The 14,229-nt window shown below is 63.6% G+C and carries 15 protein-coding genes; all 15 read left to right on the plus strand.

Going from position 1 to position 14,229, the window contains the following annotated elements:
- Positions 1–45 precede the first annotated feature (45 nt).
- The 15 genes from rpoE to mazG all read left to right on the plus strand — a co-directional run bounded on the left by rpoE (position 46) and on the right by mazG (position 14,192).
- Entirely contained in the window at positions 46–630 is a 585-nt protein-coding gene (gene rpoE, locus FV139_RS06365; protein ID WP_187276428.1) for an RNA polymerase sigma factor RpoE, read from the plus strand.
- Between the two features lie 58 nt (positions 631–688).
- A complete protein-coding gene (locus tag FV139_RS06370) occupies positions 689–1,282 on the plus strand; it encodes a sigma-E factor negative regulatory protein (protein ID WP_148067419.1) in 594 nt (197 codons plus the stop codon).
- Positions 1,283–1,313: 31 nt separating this feature from the next.
- Positions 1,314–2,264 carry a MucB/RseB C-terminal domain-containing protein gene (locus FV139_RS06375; protein ID WP_148067420.1) on the plus strand — a complete coding sequence of 317 codons (951 nt, stop codon included), beginning with the start codon at positions 1,314–1,316 and terminating at the stop codon, positions 2,262–2,264.
- 1 nt (position 2,265) lies between these two features.
- The gene (locus FV139_RS06380) at positions 2,266–2,751 is read left to right on the plus strand and encodes a SoxR reducing system RseC family protein (RefSeq protein WP_148067421.1); all 486 of its coding nucleotides are present in this window, start codon (positions 2,266–2,268) and stop codon (positions 2,749–2,751) included.
- A gap of 69 nt (positions 2,752–2,820) precedes the next feature.
- Positions 2,821–4,233 carry a DegQ family serine endoprotease gene (locus tag FV139_RS06385; protein WP_235898567.1) on the plus strand — a complete coding sequence of 471 codons (1,413 nt, stop codon included), beginning with the start codon at positions 2,821–2,823 and terminating at the stop codon, positions 4,231–4,233.
- A gap of 127 nt (positions 4,234–4,360) precedes the next feature.
- Entirely contained in the window at positions 4,361–6,160 is a 1,800-nt protein-coding gene (lepA, locus tag FV139_RS06390; protein ID WP_148067422.1) for a translation elongation factor 4, read from the plus strand.
- A 19-nt stretch (positions 6,161–6,179) separates the two neighbouring features.
- Positions 6,180–7,019, plus strand: a complete 840-nt coding sequence (gene lepB / locus FV139_RS06395; protein ID WP_148067423.1) for a signal peptidase I — start codon at positions 6,180–6,182, stop codon at positions 7,017–7,019.
- A 45-nt stretch (positions 7,020–7,064) separates the two neighbouring features.
- Positions 7,065–7,463, plus strand: coding sequence for a DUF4845 domain-containing protein (locus FV139_RS06400; RefSeq protein ID WP_148067424.1), 399 nt, complete (start codon positions 7,065–7,067; stop codon positions 7,461–7,463).
- A 6-nt stretch (positions 7,464–7,469) separates the two neighbouring features.
- A complete protein-coding gene (gene rnc / locus FV139_RS06405; protein ID WP_148067425.1) occupies positions 7,470–8,147 on the plus strand; it encodes a ribonuclease III in 678 nt (225 codons plus the stop codon).
- Positions 8,134–9,039 (plus strand): GTPase Era, encoded by a 906-nt coding sequence (era, locus tag FV139_RS06410; protein WP_148067426.1) that lies wholly within the window; start codon positions 8,134–8,136, stop codon positions 9,037–9,039. The genes rnc and era overlap by 14 nt, the downstream gene beginning before the upstream one ends.
- A gap of 10 nt (positions 9,040–9,049) precedes the next feature.
- Positions 9,050–9,796, plus strand: coding sequence for a DNA repair protein RecO (gene recO / locus FV139_RS06415; RefSeq protein WP_213004038.1), 747 nt, complete (start codon positions 9,050–9,052; stop codon positions 9,794–9,796).
- Positions 9,793–10,164 carry a holo-ACP synthase gene (acpS, locus tag FV139_RS06420; protein ID WP_148067427.1) on the plus strand — a complete coding sequence of 124 codons (372 nt, stop codon included), beginning with the start codon at positions 9,793–9,795 and terminating at the stop codon, positions 10,162–10,164. The genes recO and acpS overlap by 4 nt, the downstream gene beginning before the upstream one ends.
- Positions 10,165–10,242: 78 nt before the next feature.
- Positions 10,243–11,139 (plus strand): cysteine synthase CysM, encoded by an 897-nt coding sequence (cysM, locus tag FV139_RS06425; protein ID WP_148067428.1) that lies wholly within the window; start codon positions 10,243–10,245, stop codon positions 11,137–11,139.
- Between the two features lie 2 nt (positions 11,140–11,141).
- The gene (gene relA, locus FV139_RS06430) at positions 11,142–13,373 is read left to right on the plus strand and encodes a GTP diphosphokinase (RefSeq protein WP_148067429.1); all 2,232 of its coding nucleotides are present in this window, start codon (positions 11,142–11,144) and stop codon (positions 13,371–13,373) included.
- 9 nt (positions 13,374–13,382) lie between these two features.
- The gene (gene mazG, locus FV139_RS06435; protein WP_148067430.1) at positions 13,383–14,192 is read left to right on the plus strand and encodes a nucleoside triphosphate pyrophosphohydrolase; all 810 of its coding nucleotides are present in this window, start codon (positions 13,383–13,385) and stop codon (positions 14,190–14,192) included.
- Positions 14,193–14,229 lie beyond the last annotated feature (37 nt).

Here is a 14,229-nt window from a genome sequence, read left to right on the forward strand (position 1 = left end):
TAATACCGGGGCATGCATGTCCAGGACTATGGAGGGGGACAGGACGTGACTGCCGAAGTAACGGACAAGCAGCTCGTTGCCAAGGTGAAGAAGGGCGATTCCCGCGCCTTCGACATGCTGGTGCTGAAATATCAGCACAAGATCCTTGGTCTGGTGAGTCGCTATGTCCACGATTCCGATGAGGTGCAGGATGTTGCCCAGGAGGCATTCATCAAGGCGTATCGCGCACTGCCCAATTTTCGCGGCGACAGTGCGTTTTATACCTGGCTGTACCGAATTGCCATCAACACGGCCAAGAACTACCTGGTGTCACGCTCCCGGCGCCCCCCGGGCTCTGATGTGGAGGTCGAGGACGCCGAGTACTACGAGGGTGGCGGCGCCCTGCGCGATATCGAATCGCCGGAATCCGCGCTCTTCGGAGCGGAGCTCAAGGCCGTGGTCGAACGGGCAATCAGCGAATTGCCAGATGATTTGCGAACTGCGGTAACTTTACGTGAATTTGATGGTCTCAGTTATGAGGATATTGCGGAGATCATGGCGTGCCCGGTAGGAACGGTGCGTTCACGGATCTTTCGCGCCAGGGAGGCAATTGACCGACAGGTCAAACAACAGGTTGACGGCGATGGCTGATGAAAGGCCATTCATACAGGTAACACAATTCGTGCGGCGGCGCGGAGGAAGACATTAAATGAGTGATAGAATGCGTGAGTCCCTCTCGGCCCTGATGGACGGAGAAGCGGACGAGTTGGAGCTGGAGCGGGTGCTCAGGCAGATCGGTGAAGATTCCGAGCTGCGTGAAACCTGGGTCCGCTACCACGCGGTGCAGACTGTCCACAGCGGTCAGGCCTTCCCTGATCTCACCATCGATATTTCCGCCCGGGTTCGCGACGAGCTCAATAGCGTGCCCGCCGCCAATCAGCGGCGCTGGCAGTCCCTGCTGCGGCCGGTAGCCGGCTTCGCGGTAGCGGCCTCAGTGGCCACCACCGTGGTGCTCGGCGGCCAGCAACTGGCGGGGCTTGACCCCGCAGCCGCCGGCAGCGAATCCAGTGTTGCCGCCGGTGTTTCTCCGGTGGGCCTGGTCAACAGCCTCGGTGCCACCTCGGTGCGCGCCAGCTACGGCACCCAGGCGCCTCCGGTCCTGCAGCCCGCGACCCGCACAGCCTACAGTGAACTGGCGCGCCAGCGCCTGCAGCGCTTTGCCCAGGAGCACGCCGAGCAGGCGGCCCTGAACACGCCCCAGGGCATGCTGCCTTTCGCCCGCGTCGAACGTATCACCGAGTAACCCGGTTGTGCAGATTCCGCGCCCAGGATTCATGCTGACCACCCAGGCCCGGCGCCTCTGCCGCTGGTTACTCGCCGCGGCAACCTCCCTGCCTGCCCTTACCCTCGCTGCAAGCTGCCCCGGTGCCGATCCGGAGGCGTTGCAGTGGCTGGACCGCATGTCCCGCAGCAGCCACCAGACGGCCTATCACGGCGTAGTCACCCTGCAGCGGGGTGAAGACATGCAGGTGATGCAGATATCCCATTCGGTCAACGGCGACAACAGTTCCGAGCAGTTGACCAAACTCACCGGCCAGGGCGCACAGATCGTGCGCGAGAGTCATCCCCTGGACTGTGTCCACACCGGTCACCGCCTGCTGCAGCTGGGGTCAAACCTGGGAGCGGGAGAGTGCGGAGTTGCGGAATATTACCGTTTTGAAGTGTCCAAGGGCGAACGCATCGCCGGGCGGCAGGCCGTACGCATTCTGGTGGAACCGCTCGATATGTACCGCTACGGCTACCTGATGGAGCTCGACAGCGAGACCGGGTTGTTGCTCAAATCCAGTACCCTGGGGCGCGGCGACCTGGTGCTCGAGCGCTTCCAGTTTGCCGACCTGTCCTACGGCAGCCCGATGCCCTCCAGCGCCGATGTGGAGGTGGTCCACGAGGCCAGTCACCCGCTGCCCGACAGCGCCATGAGCACGGCCGATGTCAGCGGTGCCTGGGCCGTTGGCTGGCTCCCCCGGGGCTTTGTCGTCACCGATTCCCGGTCCGAGTCCAACGGCCGCCGCACCTATACCGACGGCCTGGCGGCTTTCTCGGTCTTCCTTGAGCCCCTGTCCCGGGAGATCCGCTCGGGAGAGGGCATCGCCCGGGAGGGCAGTACCCTGTCCTATACCCGCGGCCTGAGCCTCGACGGCCAGCCGGTGCTGGTGACGGTGATCGGCGAAGTGCCGGTCAACACCGCACGCATGGTCGCCGATTCCGTGCGCTGGACGCAGTAACATGCTGCTGGAAAGCGGCGAGGTCGTGGCGGTTGAGGCCGATGCGGTATGGGTCGAAACCCTGCGCAAGAGCACCTGCGGCACCTGCAGTGCCCAGAAAGGTTGCGGTCACGGCCTGCTCAACCGCCTCGGTAGTGGCCGCCGGCACTACATCCGGGTGCTGGCCGGTGAACTGGACCCGGGGCAGTGCCGGGTGGGCGATACCGTCGATTTCGCGCTGCCGGAGTCGGTGCTGCTGCGCGGCTCACTGATTGTCTACCTGTTACCGTTACTGGCCATGCTGGCCGGTGCCCTTATCGCCTCCGCACTGTGGCCCGGGTCTCCCGACCTGGCCGGCCCGGGCGGTGCAGCGGCCGGTTTTGCACTGGGGTTCATGGCCGTGCGCCTGCATGCCCGCCAGCACGCAGACGACCCGGATATGCAGCCCACGCTGGTGGCCAGGCACAACGCTCCCGCGGCTCACGTCGCGGCGATTGAAGTCACCTGAATCGTCCCCACCTCTGTTGCACGCTTGTTGCCAACCGTTCCGATCACCTACGCAAGGAAGTCTGGAAGCATGAAAGTACTGACCTGCCGACTGTCAGCCGCCCTGATGCTGACCCTGTTCACTCTGCTGGCAACCCTGCCCGCACGCGCCGCGGAACTCCCGGATTTCCGCGAGATTGTGGCCAAGAACTCACCGGCTGTGGTGAAGATCATCGTCGAACACAGTGCCGGCGGGGGGCAGCAGCTGCAGGGCCAGGAGGAAATTCCCGAGTACCTGCGCCGCTTTTTCGAGTTTCGCGGTAATCCCCCCGGAGGCCAGCGTCCCTCCATGGCGATGGGCTCGGGTTTCATCATTTCCGATGACGGCTACATCGTGACCAATAACCATGTGGTGGAAGGGGCCAGTAGCGTACTGGTGCGCCTGAACGACCGCCGCGAGTACGACGCCGAGGTGGTGGGTACCGACCCCCGCTCCGATCTCGCCCTGTTGCGGATCGAAGACGACGACCTGCCCATGCTGCCGCTGGCCGCTGATGGCGATCTCGATGTGGGCGAGTGGGTGCTGGCCATCGGCTCTCCCTTTGGCCTGGACTACTCGGTGACGGCCGGCATCGTCAGCGCCAAGGGCCGCAGCCTGCCCACCGAGCAGGGCGAGAACTACGTGCCCTTCATCCAGACCGACGTGGCGATCAACCCGGGCAACTCCGGTGGTCCCCTGTTCAACCTGGATGGCGAGGTGGTGGGGGTCAATTCCCAGATATTTACCCGCAGTGGCGGCTCCATTGGCCTGTCCTTCGCGATCCCGGTCAGCGTTGTCCACAACGTGGTGGAGCAGCTCAAGGAAAATGGCCGGGTGACCCGCGGCTGGCTGGGCGTGACCATCCAGGACGTGGACCGGACCCTGGCGGAATCCTTCGGCCTCGAGCGCCCGATGGGTGCCCTGGTCTCCCAGGTGGCCGAGGACGGCCCCGCCGACAAGGGCGGCCTGCAGTCCGGCGATGTCATCCTGCGGTTTAACGGCAAGCCCATCGAGTCCTCTTCCGATCTGCCCCATGTGGTTGGCCTGATCGCACCCGGTACCACTGTACCGGTGGAAATTGTTCGCGAGCAGAAGCGTCGCAGCCTGAAGGTGAAAGTCGGCGGGCTGGACGCGGACGACAGCTATGCCCTGACCCCGGGGCGCGGTGGCGAGGCCGAGGGTGACCGCCTCGGTGTGCTGGTGGAGGACGCCAGCCCGGAAGCCCTCGAGCGCTGGGGTCTCAGTGGCGGTGTGGTGGTGCGCAAGGTTGCCGCCGACTCTCCCGCCGCCGAGGCCGGTGTGGTGCCCGGGGATGTGATCACCCTGGTAGGCTCGACGCCAGTGACCAATATCGACGCTTTCGAACGGGCCGTGAGCAAGCTGAAACCCGGAACATCGGTGCCCCTGCGCCTGCTGCGCCGCGGCGCCCCGATCTTTATCGGCCTCAAGCTCAAGGACGACTGAGCGGGCGGTTCATGGGTAGAGGATGCGGCCGGTGCCCGATAGCGGAGCCGGTTGCGTTAGGGTACAATCTCGCGTCTTTTTCGCCGCCCGGCCCACCGCCGGGCGCTGCCCAACCGAGCTTTGCCGAGTGAGTGACCTCAAGCACATCCGCAATTTTTCCATCATCGCCCACATCGATCATGGAAAGTCCACGCTCGCCGACCGTTTTATCCAGCATTGCGGCGGCCTCTCCGACCGTGAAATGGCCGAGCAGGTGCTCGATTCCATGGATATCGAGCGCGAGCGCGGCATTACCATCAAGGCCCAGAGTGTCACTCTGGACTACACCGCCCGCGACGGCGAGACCTACCAGCTGAACTTCATCGATACCCCGGGGCACGTGGACTTCTCCTACGAGGTGTCCCGCTCGCTGTCGGCCTGTGAGGGCGCGCTGCTGGTGGTGGATGCCGGCCAGGGTGTCGAGGCCCAGTCGGTGGCCAACTGCTACACCGCTATCGAGCAGGGCCTGGAAGTGCTGCCCATCCTCAACAAGATGGACCTGCCCCAGGCCGACCCGGACAAGGTCAAGGTCGAGATCGAGGAAATCATCGGCATCGATGCCACCGACGCCTGCCCGGTGAGCGCCAAGACCGGTCTTGGCATCGAGGACGCGCTGGAGTACCTGGTACACAAGATTCCGCCGCCGGAAGGGGACCGCAACGCCCCCTTGCAGGCGCTGATCATCGACAGCTGGTTCGACAATTACCTCGGCGTGGTGTCGCTGGTACGCGTTAAGCAGGGCGTGCTGAAGAAGCGCGACAAGTTCGTGACCAAGTCCACCGGCAAGACCCACCAGGTGGACAGTATTGGCATTTTTACCCCGAAGCGCATCGAAACCGGTGAACTGCGTGCCGGCGAGGTGGGTTTTGTGGTGGCGGGGATCAAGGACATCCACGGTGCCCCCGTGGGCGACACCCTGGTGCCTGCCAACCAGACCGACGTGCCGGCGCTGCCGGGCTTCCAGAAGGTCAAGCCGCAGGTTTACGCGGGTATTTTTACCATTTCCTCAGACGACTACGAGGACTTCCGCGACGCCCTGGCCAAGCTGACCCTGAACGACGCCTCCCTGTTCTACGAGCCGGAAACCTCCGACGCCCTGGGCTTCGGTTTCCGCTGCGGCTTCCTCGGCATGCTGCACATGGAGATCATCCAGGAGCGGCTCGAGCGCGAGTACGACCTGGACCTGATCACCACGGCTCCCACCGTTATCTACGAGGTGGTGAGGAAGGGCGGTGACGTTATCCAGGTCGACAACCCCTCGGCCCTGCCGGATGTCGGTGACATCGAGGAAATGCGTGAGCCCATCGCCCGCTGCAACATCCTGGTGCCCCAGGACTACCTCGGCAACGTGATCACCCTGTGCGTGGAAAAGCGCGGCGAGCAGGTCGATATGCAGTTCCTGGGCAGCCAGGTCTCGCTGACCTATGACATTCCGATGGCCGAGGTGGTGCTGGATTTCTTCGACCGATTGAAATCCGTCAGCCGCGGCTACGCCTCCCTGGATTACAGCTTCCAGCGCTTCGAGGCGGCGCCGCTGTCGCGCCTCGACGTATTGATCAACGGTGAGCGCGTCGACGCCCTGGCGATCATTGTGCACCGCGACCAGGTGCAGTACCGGGGTCGCGCGCTAACCGAAAAAATGAAGGAACTGATTCCCCGGCAGATGTTCGATGTGGCCATTCAGGCCGCCGTAGGTGGCAAGGTCGTGGCGCGCCAGACGGTCAAGGCACTGCGCAAAAACGTGACCGCCAAGTGTTATGGTGGTGACGTGACCCGCAAGCGCAAACTGCTGGAGAAACAGAAGGCGGGCAAGAAACGCATGAAACAGGTGGGCCGGGTGGAAATACCCCAGTCTGCATTCCTCGCCGTACTGAAAGTAGACGGCTAAACGAGCCCCGGGATACGGCATGTCGATAGATTTTCCCCTGATACTCGTCATTCTTGTTTTTGGTAGTGGACTGATCTGGTTGGCCGATTCGCTGTTCCTCGCGCCGAACCGGCGCCGGGTGCTGGCGACGCTGGAGCAGCAGTATCCCGCACGCGAGGAAGAGGGCAGTCCCCAGGCCGCCCAGTTCGCCGCCCAGGCCAAGGCCAGGGCCAGCGAGCCGATGGTGGTGGAATACGCGCGGTCATTTTTCCCGGTGCTGTTCGTGGTCTTTGTGCTGCGCTCCTTTCTGGTGGAGCCCTTCCAGATCCCGTCATCCTCCATGGTGCCGACCCTGCAGGTGGGGGATTACATCCTGGTCAACAAGTTCACCTACGGTATTCGCCTGCCCGTGGCGCGGACCAAGGTGCTGGACCTGAATGAACCCCAGCGCGGCGATGTGATGGTGTTTTTCCCGCCCCATATGAACGATACCTACTACATCAAGCGGGTGATCGGTCTGCCGGGGGACACGGTGACCTACCGCAACAAGCGCTTGTCGGTGAACGGCGAGCCCCTGTCCTGGGATCCGCTGGCGGAACTGCCCGATGGCAGCGGTCGCCACGCCGTTGCCCTGGAACAGCTGGGCGATGCCAACCACCTGGTGCAGGTCGACCCGATGCGGCCCTCGCGGGATTTTTCCGTGCTGGTGAAGCCGGGCCACTATTTCATGATGGGTGACAACCGCGACAACTCCAGCGACAGCCGGGTCTGGGGCCAGGTACCCGAGAAAGATATCGTGGGCAAAGCCTTCGGCATCTGGATGCACTGGGACTCCTTGTTCAGTATTCCCAGTTTCAGTCGTGTAGGCGCGATAGAATAGCTGCTATAAGATAGGCACATCGGCCAATCACAGGGGAAGATAAGAATGAATCTGCGCCAGCGTCAGTCAGGGATGTCACTGCTGGGGATGCTCTGCATCGCCATCATGCTCGGCTTTTTTGTCATGTGTATTCTCAAGCTGGGCCCCAGCTATTTCGAATACCTGTCCGTGAAGGAGATCATGGGCAAGGTCTCCAAGGAATTTGAACCGGAGAAGGACAACATCGCAGACATTCGCCGGCACATCGCCAACCTGCTTAACACCAACCAGATCTACGCCCTGAAGCCCCAGGATGTCGAGGTATTCCGCAAGGACGGTAAAACCTATATCGACTCCAGTTACGAGGCGCGTATTCCGATCATGTGGCGGATCGACGCCGTGCTCAAGTTTGACGATCTCAAGTACGAGGCCGGCCATCCCGAGCCGCTGCTCTCGAACCCATGAGGTACCGTGGATAAACTCGCTCGTCTGGAAAAACGTCTCGGTTACCAGTTCCGGGACAGGGAACTGCTGCAACTGGCCCTGACGCACCGCAGCGCCGGCAACAGGAATAACGAGCGCCTGGAGTTCCTCGGGGACTCCATCGTCAACCATGTCATCGCCGAAGCCCTGTATCACCGTTTTCCCGAAGTGAGGGAAGGCGAGATGAGCCGCATGCGCGCTTCCCTGGTCAAGGGGGATACCCTGGCCCGGGTGGCGAAGGAACTGGAGTTTGGCGAGTGCCTCAAACTCGGTGCCGGCGAGCGCAAGAGTGGCGGCCACCGCCGCGGGTCCATCCTGGCTGACGCCTTCGAGGCAGTCGCCGGCGCCATCCTTCTGGATAGCGACGTGGACACCTGCCGCCGTTTCCTTCTCGAGCACTTTGAATCCCGCCTGGCGGACCTGGACCAGGGTGACGCCGGCAAGGATGCGAAGACCCGCCTGCAGGAATTCCTGCAGGGGCGCGGGAATCCACTGCCGGTCTACGAGTTGCTGAATGTCGAGGGCGAGGACCACCAGCAACATTTTGAAGTGAGCTGCCGCCTGCAGCGCCCGAGGCTGTCCGTGCAGGGTGAGGGCAGCAGCCGCCGCAAGGCCGAGCAGGCCGCCGCGGCCACCGCACTCGAGAGGTTGAATGCCCGTGCCTGAAATTACCGGACGTTGCGGCTATGTAGCCATCGTCGGCCGCCCCAACGTCGGCAAGTCCACTCTGCTCAACTACCTGCTGGGACAGAAGATAAGCATCACCTCGCGCAAGCCCCAGACCACCCGGCACCAGGTGCTGGGGATCAAGACCGAGGGCGGCAACCAGATCATTTTTGTCGACACGCCGGGGCTGCACCAGTCCGAGCCGAAAGCCATCAACCGCTTCATGAACCGCGCCGCCAGTTCCGCCATCCAGGACGTGGATGTAGTGGTGTTCGTGGTCGACCGCACCGCCTGGACCGACGAGGACGAAATGGTTCTGCAGCAGGTGCAACGTGCCGGTCGGCCCACCATCCTGGCGGTGAACAAAGTCGATTTGCTGCAGGACAAGTCAGTGCTGCTGCCGCGCTTGCAGGAGCTGTCGGACAAGGGCGCGTTCGCCGCCGTCATCCCCCTGTCGGCCCTGCGCCAGACCAATCTCGACGCGCTGGAAACCGAGGTGCTGAAGCTGTTGCCGGAGTCCGTGCATTTCTTTCCGGAAGAGCAGATCACCGACCGTAGCCAGCGCTTCCTGGCAGCGGAGATGGTGCGCGAGAAAATCATGCGCCAGCTGGGCGACGAACTGCCTTATTCGGTTACCGTCGAAATCGAGGAGTTTGCCCAGGAGGGCGAGACCCTGCATATCTCTGCCCTGATTCTCGTGGAGCGCAAGGGGCAGAAGAAAATCCTGATCGGGGAGGGCGGTTCCCGCCTGCGCAGTATTGGCACCGAGGCTCGTCGTGACATGGAGCAGCTGTTCGACAGCAAGGTCATGCTGCGGCTCTGGGTCAAGGTGAAATCCGGCTGGTCGGACGACGAGCGGGCCCTGCGCAGCCTGGGCTACGACGACCGCTGATTACCCGCCCGTGCGCGTCAACCTGCAGCCGGCCTACCTCCTGCATGCGCGACCCTACCGCGACAGCAGTCAGCTTCTGGAAATGTTCACCGCCGAGCATGGCCGTATCAGCCTGGTCGGTCGCGGCGTGCACCGGCGGGCCCGTGGTGGCAGCCTGCGTGCGACCCTGCAGCCCTTTCGGCCCCTGCTGATCTCATTCACCGGGCGCAGCGAATTGCAGACCCTGACCGCCGCGGAGAGCGCGGCGCCGGGAGTCAGGCTGGGCGGCGAGCGCCTGTTCAGTGGTCTTTACCTGAATGAACTGCTGCTGCGCCTGCTGCATCGGCACGATCCCCATCCCACCCTGTTCGCGGGCTACGGCGAGACCCTCCAGCAGCTCGCCGCAGCTGCCCAGTCCGAGGGGGTACTGCGCCAGTTCGAACTGCAATTGCTGGAGGAACTCGGTTATGGCTTCGACCCTACCGCCGACGCCCACAGCGGTGAATCGGTGCGAGACGGGGGCTGGTATCGCTACAGTGAGGGCCTTGGGCTGGTCCAGTGCCAGCCCGGGTCCAGCGCCCCGGGGTCGCTGTTTCCCGGCGCCGACCTGCTGGCGATCAGCCGGGGAGAGCTGGGCGGTCCGGTCTCGCTGACCGCCAAGCGCCTGTTGCGGGCAGTGATTGCGGAGCACCTGGGCGGGCGTCCCCTGCATACCCGGGAACTGTTCCGCCAGTATCGACAGGGGAGTGACAATCAGGGTGATGAGGTGAATTCGTGATTGCAGTCGGAACCGATATTCTGGAAATTCAGCGCATCGAGGGCACGGTATCGCGGCTGGGCGAGCGTTTCGCCGCCCGCATCCTGCGCCCCGCTGAACTCGCGGATTATCGCGCCAGCAAGCAGGGGCTGCGCCTGCTGGCCAAGCGTTTCGCCGCCAAGGAGGCCATCGCCAAGGCCCTGGGAACCGGCATCGGTCGCGGGGTCAGCTGGCAGGATATGGAGGTACTGCACGACGACAACGGCGCGCCGCTGGTGCACCTGGAAGGCGGCGCCGCGGCCGCGCTGGCGGCGCGCGGTGCCAGCCGGGTGCTGTTGAGCCTGGCGGACGAGCGCCACTACGTGGTCGCCTTTGCCGCCCTGGTCTGAGCGCGGGCATCGCCAAAGGGGACTGCCAGCCGCCGTCAAAGCCGATATACTCTGCGCTGATCGTGGCGGTAGTGAGTTATGTCCCAATATCCAACCATTGAATCCTGCATCGGCAATACCCCGTTGGTGCGATTGCAGCGCCTGCCGGGCGACACCAGTAATACCCTACTCGCGAAACTGGAAGGCACCAATCCCGCCGGCTCGGTAAAGGACCGCCCGGCCCTCAGCATGATTGCCGAGGCCGAGGCCCGCGGTGACATCCGCCCCGGTGACAGCCTGATTGAGGCCACCAGCGGCAATACCGGTATCGCCCTGGCCATGGCCGCCGCCATTCGCGGCTACCGCCTGACCCTGATCATGCCTTCGCATATGAGCGATGAGCGCAAACAGGCCATGTCGGCCTACGGTGCGACCCTGGTAGAGGTAACCCAGGAAGAGGGCATGGAAGGCGCCCGTGACCTGGCCCTTGAGATGCAGGCCCGGGGAGAGGGCAGGGTGCTGGACCAGTTTGGCAATCCCGACAATCCCCTGGCTCACTACAAGGGTACCGGTCCCGAGATCTGGCAGCAGACCGGCGGTAGCATTACCCACTTTGTCAGCTCCATGGGCACCACCGGCACCATCATGGGCTGTTCTGCCTACCTCAAGGAGATGAATCCCGACATCCAGATCATCGGCCTGCAACCCCAGGACGGTTCGAGCATTCCGGGTATCCGCCGCTGGCCGGAGGCCTACCTGCCGAAAATCTACGACGCCGCCCGGGTCGACCGGGTACTGGATATTTCCCAGCAGGAGTCGGAGGAGACCATGCGCGCGCTGGCCGCCCGCGAGGGCATTTTCTGCGGCGTTTCATCCGGCGGCGCCATCGCCGGTGCGCTGCGCCTGTCGCAGGAGGTGGAAAATGCGGTGATCGTGGCGATCATCTGTGACCGGGGCGACCGCTACCTGTCCACCGGCGTGTTCTCCGGCGACTGAGCATGGTTCGGGTCAGGGAACAATCCCATCTGAGCGAAGCGGGCGAGGTCGATCTCGACCGCTGGCTGGCACAGCTGCCGGTCACTTTCGATGAGCAGGAGCAGGCCCGTTTGCTGGAGGGCCTCAATCTCGCCCAGGGCGCGGCCGAACGCCCCGGCAATGACGTGCCCGACTGGGCCAGTGAGTCCAATACTTTTACCGCCGGTCTCGATATCACCCAGATCCTCGCGGAACTGCACGTCGGGGTGGACTGCCTGCTGGCGGGCCTGTTGTACCGGGCAGTGCGGGAGGATCGCCTGTCGCTGGAAGAAGTGTCCGAGCGGTTTGGCGAAGAGGTGGGCACCATGCTGCTGGGGGTGCTGCGGATGGCGGCCATCTCCGAGCTGAAGAACCCCACCGAGAGCCCGGTGCTGGGCCAGGCCCACGGCCAGAAAGACAACATCCGCAAAATGCTCATCTCCATGGTGGACGATGTGCGGGTGGCGCTGATCAAGCTGGCGGAACGTACCTGTGCGATTCGCGCAGTGAAAAATGACAGCGCCCGGCGCCGGCCCATTGCCCAGGAGGTGTTCGACGTTTACGCGCCGCTGGCCCACCGCCTTGGTATCGGCCATCTGAAATGGGAACTCGAGGACCTCTCTTTCCGCTACATCCACCGCGATGCCTACCGCAAGATCGCCAGCCTGCTGGACGGCAAGCGGATGGAGCGGGACCGCTTTATCCAGCGCGTGCGTGAGGAACTGACCCGGGTACTGGGCAATGCGGGGCTGGAGTTCGAGATCACCGGACGCGCCAAGCACATCTACAGCATCTGGCGGAAAATGCAGCGCAAGGGCATCGGTTTTTCCCAGGTCTATGACATCCGGGCGGTGCGGATACTGGTACCGGAGATCAAGGATTGCTACGCCACCCTCGGCCTGGTGCACGGCCTCTGGCGCAACATCCCCAACGAGTTCGACGACTACATCGCCAACCCCAAGGAGAACGGCTATCGCTCCCTGCACACTGCCGTGATCGGCCCTGAGGGCAAGATCCTGGAAGTGCAGATTCGCACCCGCCAGATGCACGAGGAAGCAGAGCTGGGGGTGTGTGCCCACTGGCGCTACAAGGGCTCCGACGGCGAGTCGGGGATGGCCAGCACCTACGAAGAAAAAATCGCCTGGCTGCGCCAGGTACTGGACTGGCACGAGGAGACCGGCGACACCCACGGGGTGGCCGAGCAGTTCAGCTTCGATGTGGCCCAGGACAGGGTTTACGTGTTTACCCCCGAGGGCGACGTGGTCAACCTCGCCCAGGGCGCCACACCGCTGGATTTTGCCTACCACGTCCACACCGAGGTGGGACACTGCTGCCGCGGTGCCAAGGTCAACGGCTCGATCGTGCCACTGACGTACTGCCTGCAGACCGGTGAGCGGGTGGAAATTCTCACCAGCAAGGAGGGCCGGCCCAAGCGCGACTGGCTGCAACCAGGGCTCGGTTACCTGCGTACCTCCCGAGCCCGCGCCAAGGTACAGCACTGGTTCAAGGCCCAGGCCCGGGAAGAGAACATCGACGCCGGACGCCACCTGCTGGAGCGGGATTTCAAGCGCATGGCGCTTACCAGCCTGGATTACAAACGCATCGCCGCCAAGGTCCAGATGAGCACGGTGGAAGACATGTACGCCGCCGTGGGTGCGGGGGACCTGTCCTCGGCCCAGGTGCTTAACGCTGCCCAGGGCCTGGTAGAGAAGATCAGCGAACCGCGGCTGGAAATCGGCCGCAGCGGCAGCCGCAAGGTCTCCGGCAGCCGGGTGCATGTGCGTGGCGTGGGTAATCTGCTCACCCACATGGCGGGCTGCTGCAAGCCCCTGCCGGGAGACACCATCACCGGCTTCATCACCCAGGGACGGGGGGTCAGTATTCACCGCAGCGACTGCGCGCGGCTGGTGCACCTGGAGGAATCCTCCCCCGCGCGTATTATCGAAGTCGACTGGGGCGAGTCGGAGCAGGAAAACTACGAGGTCGACGTGGCCATCGAGGCCTACGACCGCCAGGGCCTGCTGCGGGATATTACCGGCCTGTTCGCCAACGCCCGGATCAACGTATTGTCTATTAACACCTCCACCAACAAGCAGCGCCATACGGCGACCATGCGGCTGCGGGTGGAGGTGCCCAACCTCGGAGCCCTGTCGCGCCTGCTGGAGCGCATCAACCGCCTCAGTAACGTCGTTTCAGCTTCGAGGTTATCGGAATAGGAAGGGGAAATGACCCGGGAACAGTACAGCATAGCGGACCTGTTGCGGGTCATGGAACGTCTGCGCGACCCGGAGCACGGCTGTCCCTGGGACCTGAAGCAGGACTTTCGCAGCATTGTTCCCTCGACCCTGGAGGAATGTTACGAGCTGGCCGAAGCCATTGAGCATGACGATTTCCCCCATGTGGCCGAGGAGCTTGGCGACGTCCTGTTCCAGGTGATTTTTTACACCCAGTTGGGCCGTGAACGCGGTTTCTTCAGCTTCTCCGAAGTGGTCGATACCCTGGTGGAAAAACTGGTTCGCCGCCATCCTCACGTGTTCGCCGACGGCGAGATCGAAGGTGTCGTGGGGGAGCGTATTGCCGTCGCCCAGGTCAAGGACAGCTGGGAAGCTATCAAGCAGCAGGAGCGCCACGAGCGCTCCCAGCACGGTCTGCTGGACGATGTACCGGTAGCCCTGCCGGCGCTGCCCCGGGCGCAGAAGCTGCAGAAGCGGGCGACGCGGGTGGGGTTCGACTGGCCGGCCGCCGACCCGGTATTCGACAAACTGGATGAGGAGGTGACTGAGCTGCGCCAGGCCATCGTTGCCGGCGACAGCGCCGCGGTGGAGGAGGAGGTCGGCGACCTCCTGTTCACCTGTGTCAACCTGGCGCGCAAGCTGGGGGTAGACGCCGAAGCCGCCCTGCGGCGCTCATCCAGCAAATTCGAAGGCCGCTTCCGGCGCATGGAAACGGCCGCGACAGCGGCGGAATCGTCCCTGTCCGAACTCGACAGCGAAGCTCTGGAGCGGCTGTGGGAAGGCGCCAAGGGGGGCGATTGACGGGGCTTGTGCTTCCCCGGCCCGCTGTGTATGGTTA

Origin of the sequence: Parahaliea maris, from assembly GCF_008064665.1 — a bacterium.
In the GTDB taxonomy this organism is placed as follows: Bacteria; Pseudomonadota; Gammaproteobacteria; order Pseudomonadales; family Halieaceae; genus Parahaliea; species Parahaliea maris.

Bases quoted from the DNA above. Each gene is read 5' to 3' on its own strand.
- mazG (WP_148067430.1), top strand. From the start codon at position 13,383: ATGACCCGGGAACAGTACAGCATAGCGGACCTGTTGCGGGTCATGGAA.
- cysM (WP_148067428.1), top strand. From the start codon at position 10,243: ATGTCCCAATATCCAACCATTGAATCCTGCATCGGCAATACCCCGTTG.
- FV139_RS06385 (WP_235898567.1), top strand. From the start codon at position 2,821: ATGAAAGTACTGACCTGCCGACTGTCAGCCGCCCTGATGCTGACCCTG.
- lepB (WP_148067423.1), top strand. From the start codon at position 6,180: ATGTCGATAGATTTTCCCCTGATACTCGTCATTCTTGTTTTTGGTAGT.
- relA (WP_148067429.1), top strand. From the start codon at position 11,142: ATGGTTCGGGTCAGGGAACAATCCCATCTGAGCGAAGCGGGCGAGGTC.
- FV139_RS06380 (WP_148067421.1), top strand. From the start codon at position 2,266: ATGCTGCTGGAAAGCGGCGAGGTCGTGGCGGTTGAGGCCGATGCGGTA.
- FV139_RS06370 (WP_148067419.1), top strand. From the start codon at position 689: ATGAGTGATAGAATGCGTGAGTCCCTCTCGGCCCTGATGGACGGAGAA.
- era (WP_148067426.1), top strand. From the start codon at position 8,134: ATGCCCGTGCCTGAAATTACCGGACGTTGCGGCTATGTAGCCATCGTC.
- FV139_RS06375 (WP_148067420.1), top strand. From the start codon at position 1,314: ATGCTGACCACCCAGGCCCGGCGCCTCTGCCGCTGGTTACTCGCCGCG.
- FV139_RS06400 (WP_148067424.1), top strand. From the start codon at position 7,065: ATGAATCTGCGCCAGCGTCAGTCAGGGATGTCACTGCTGGGGATGCTC.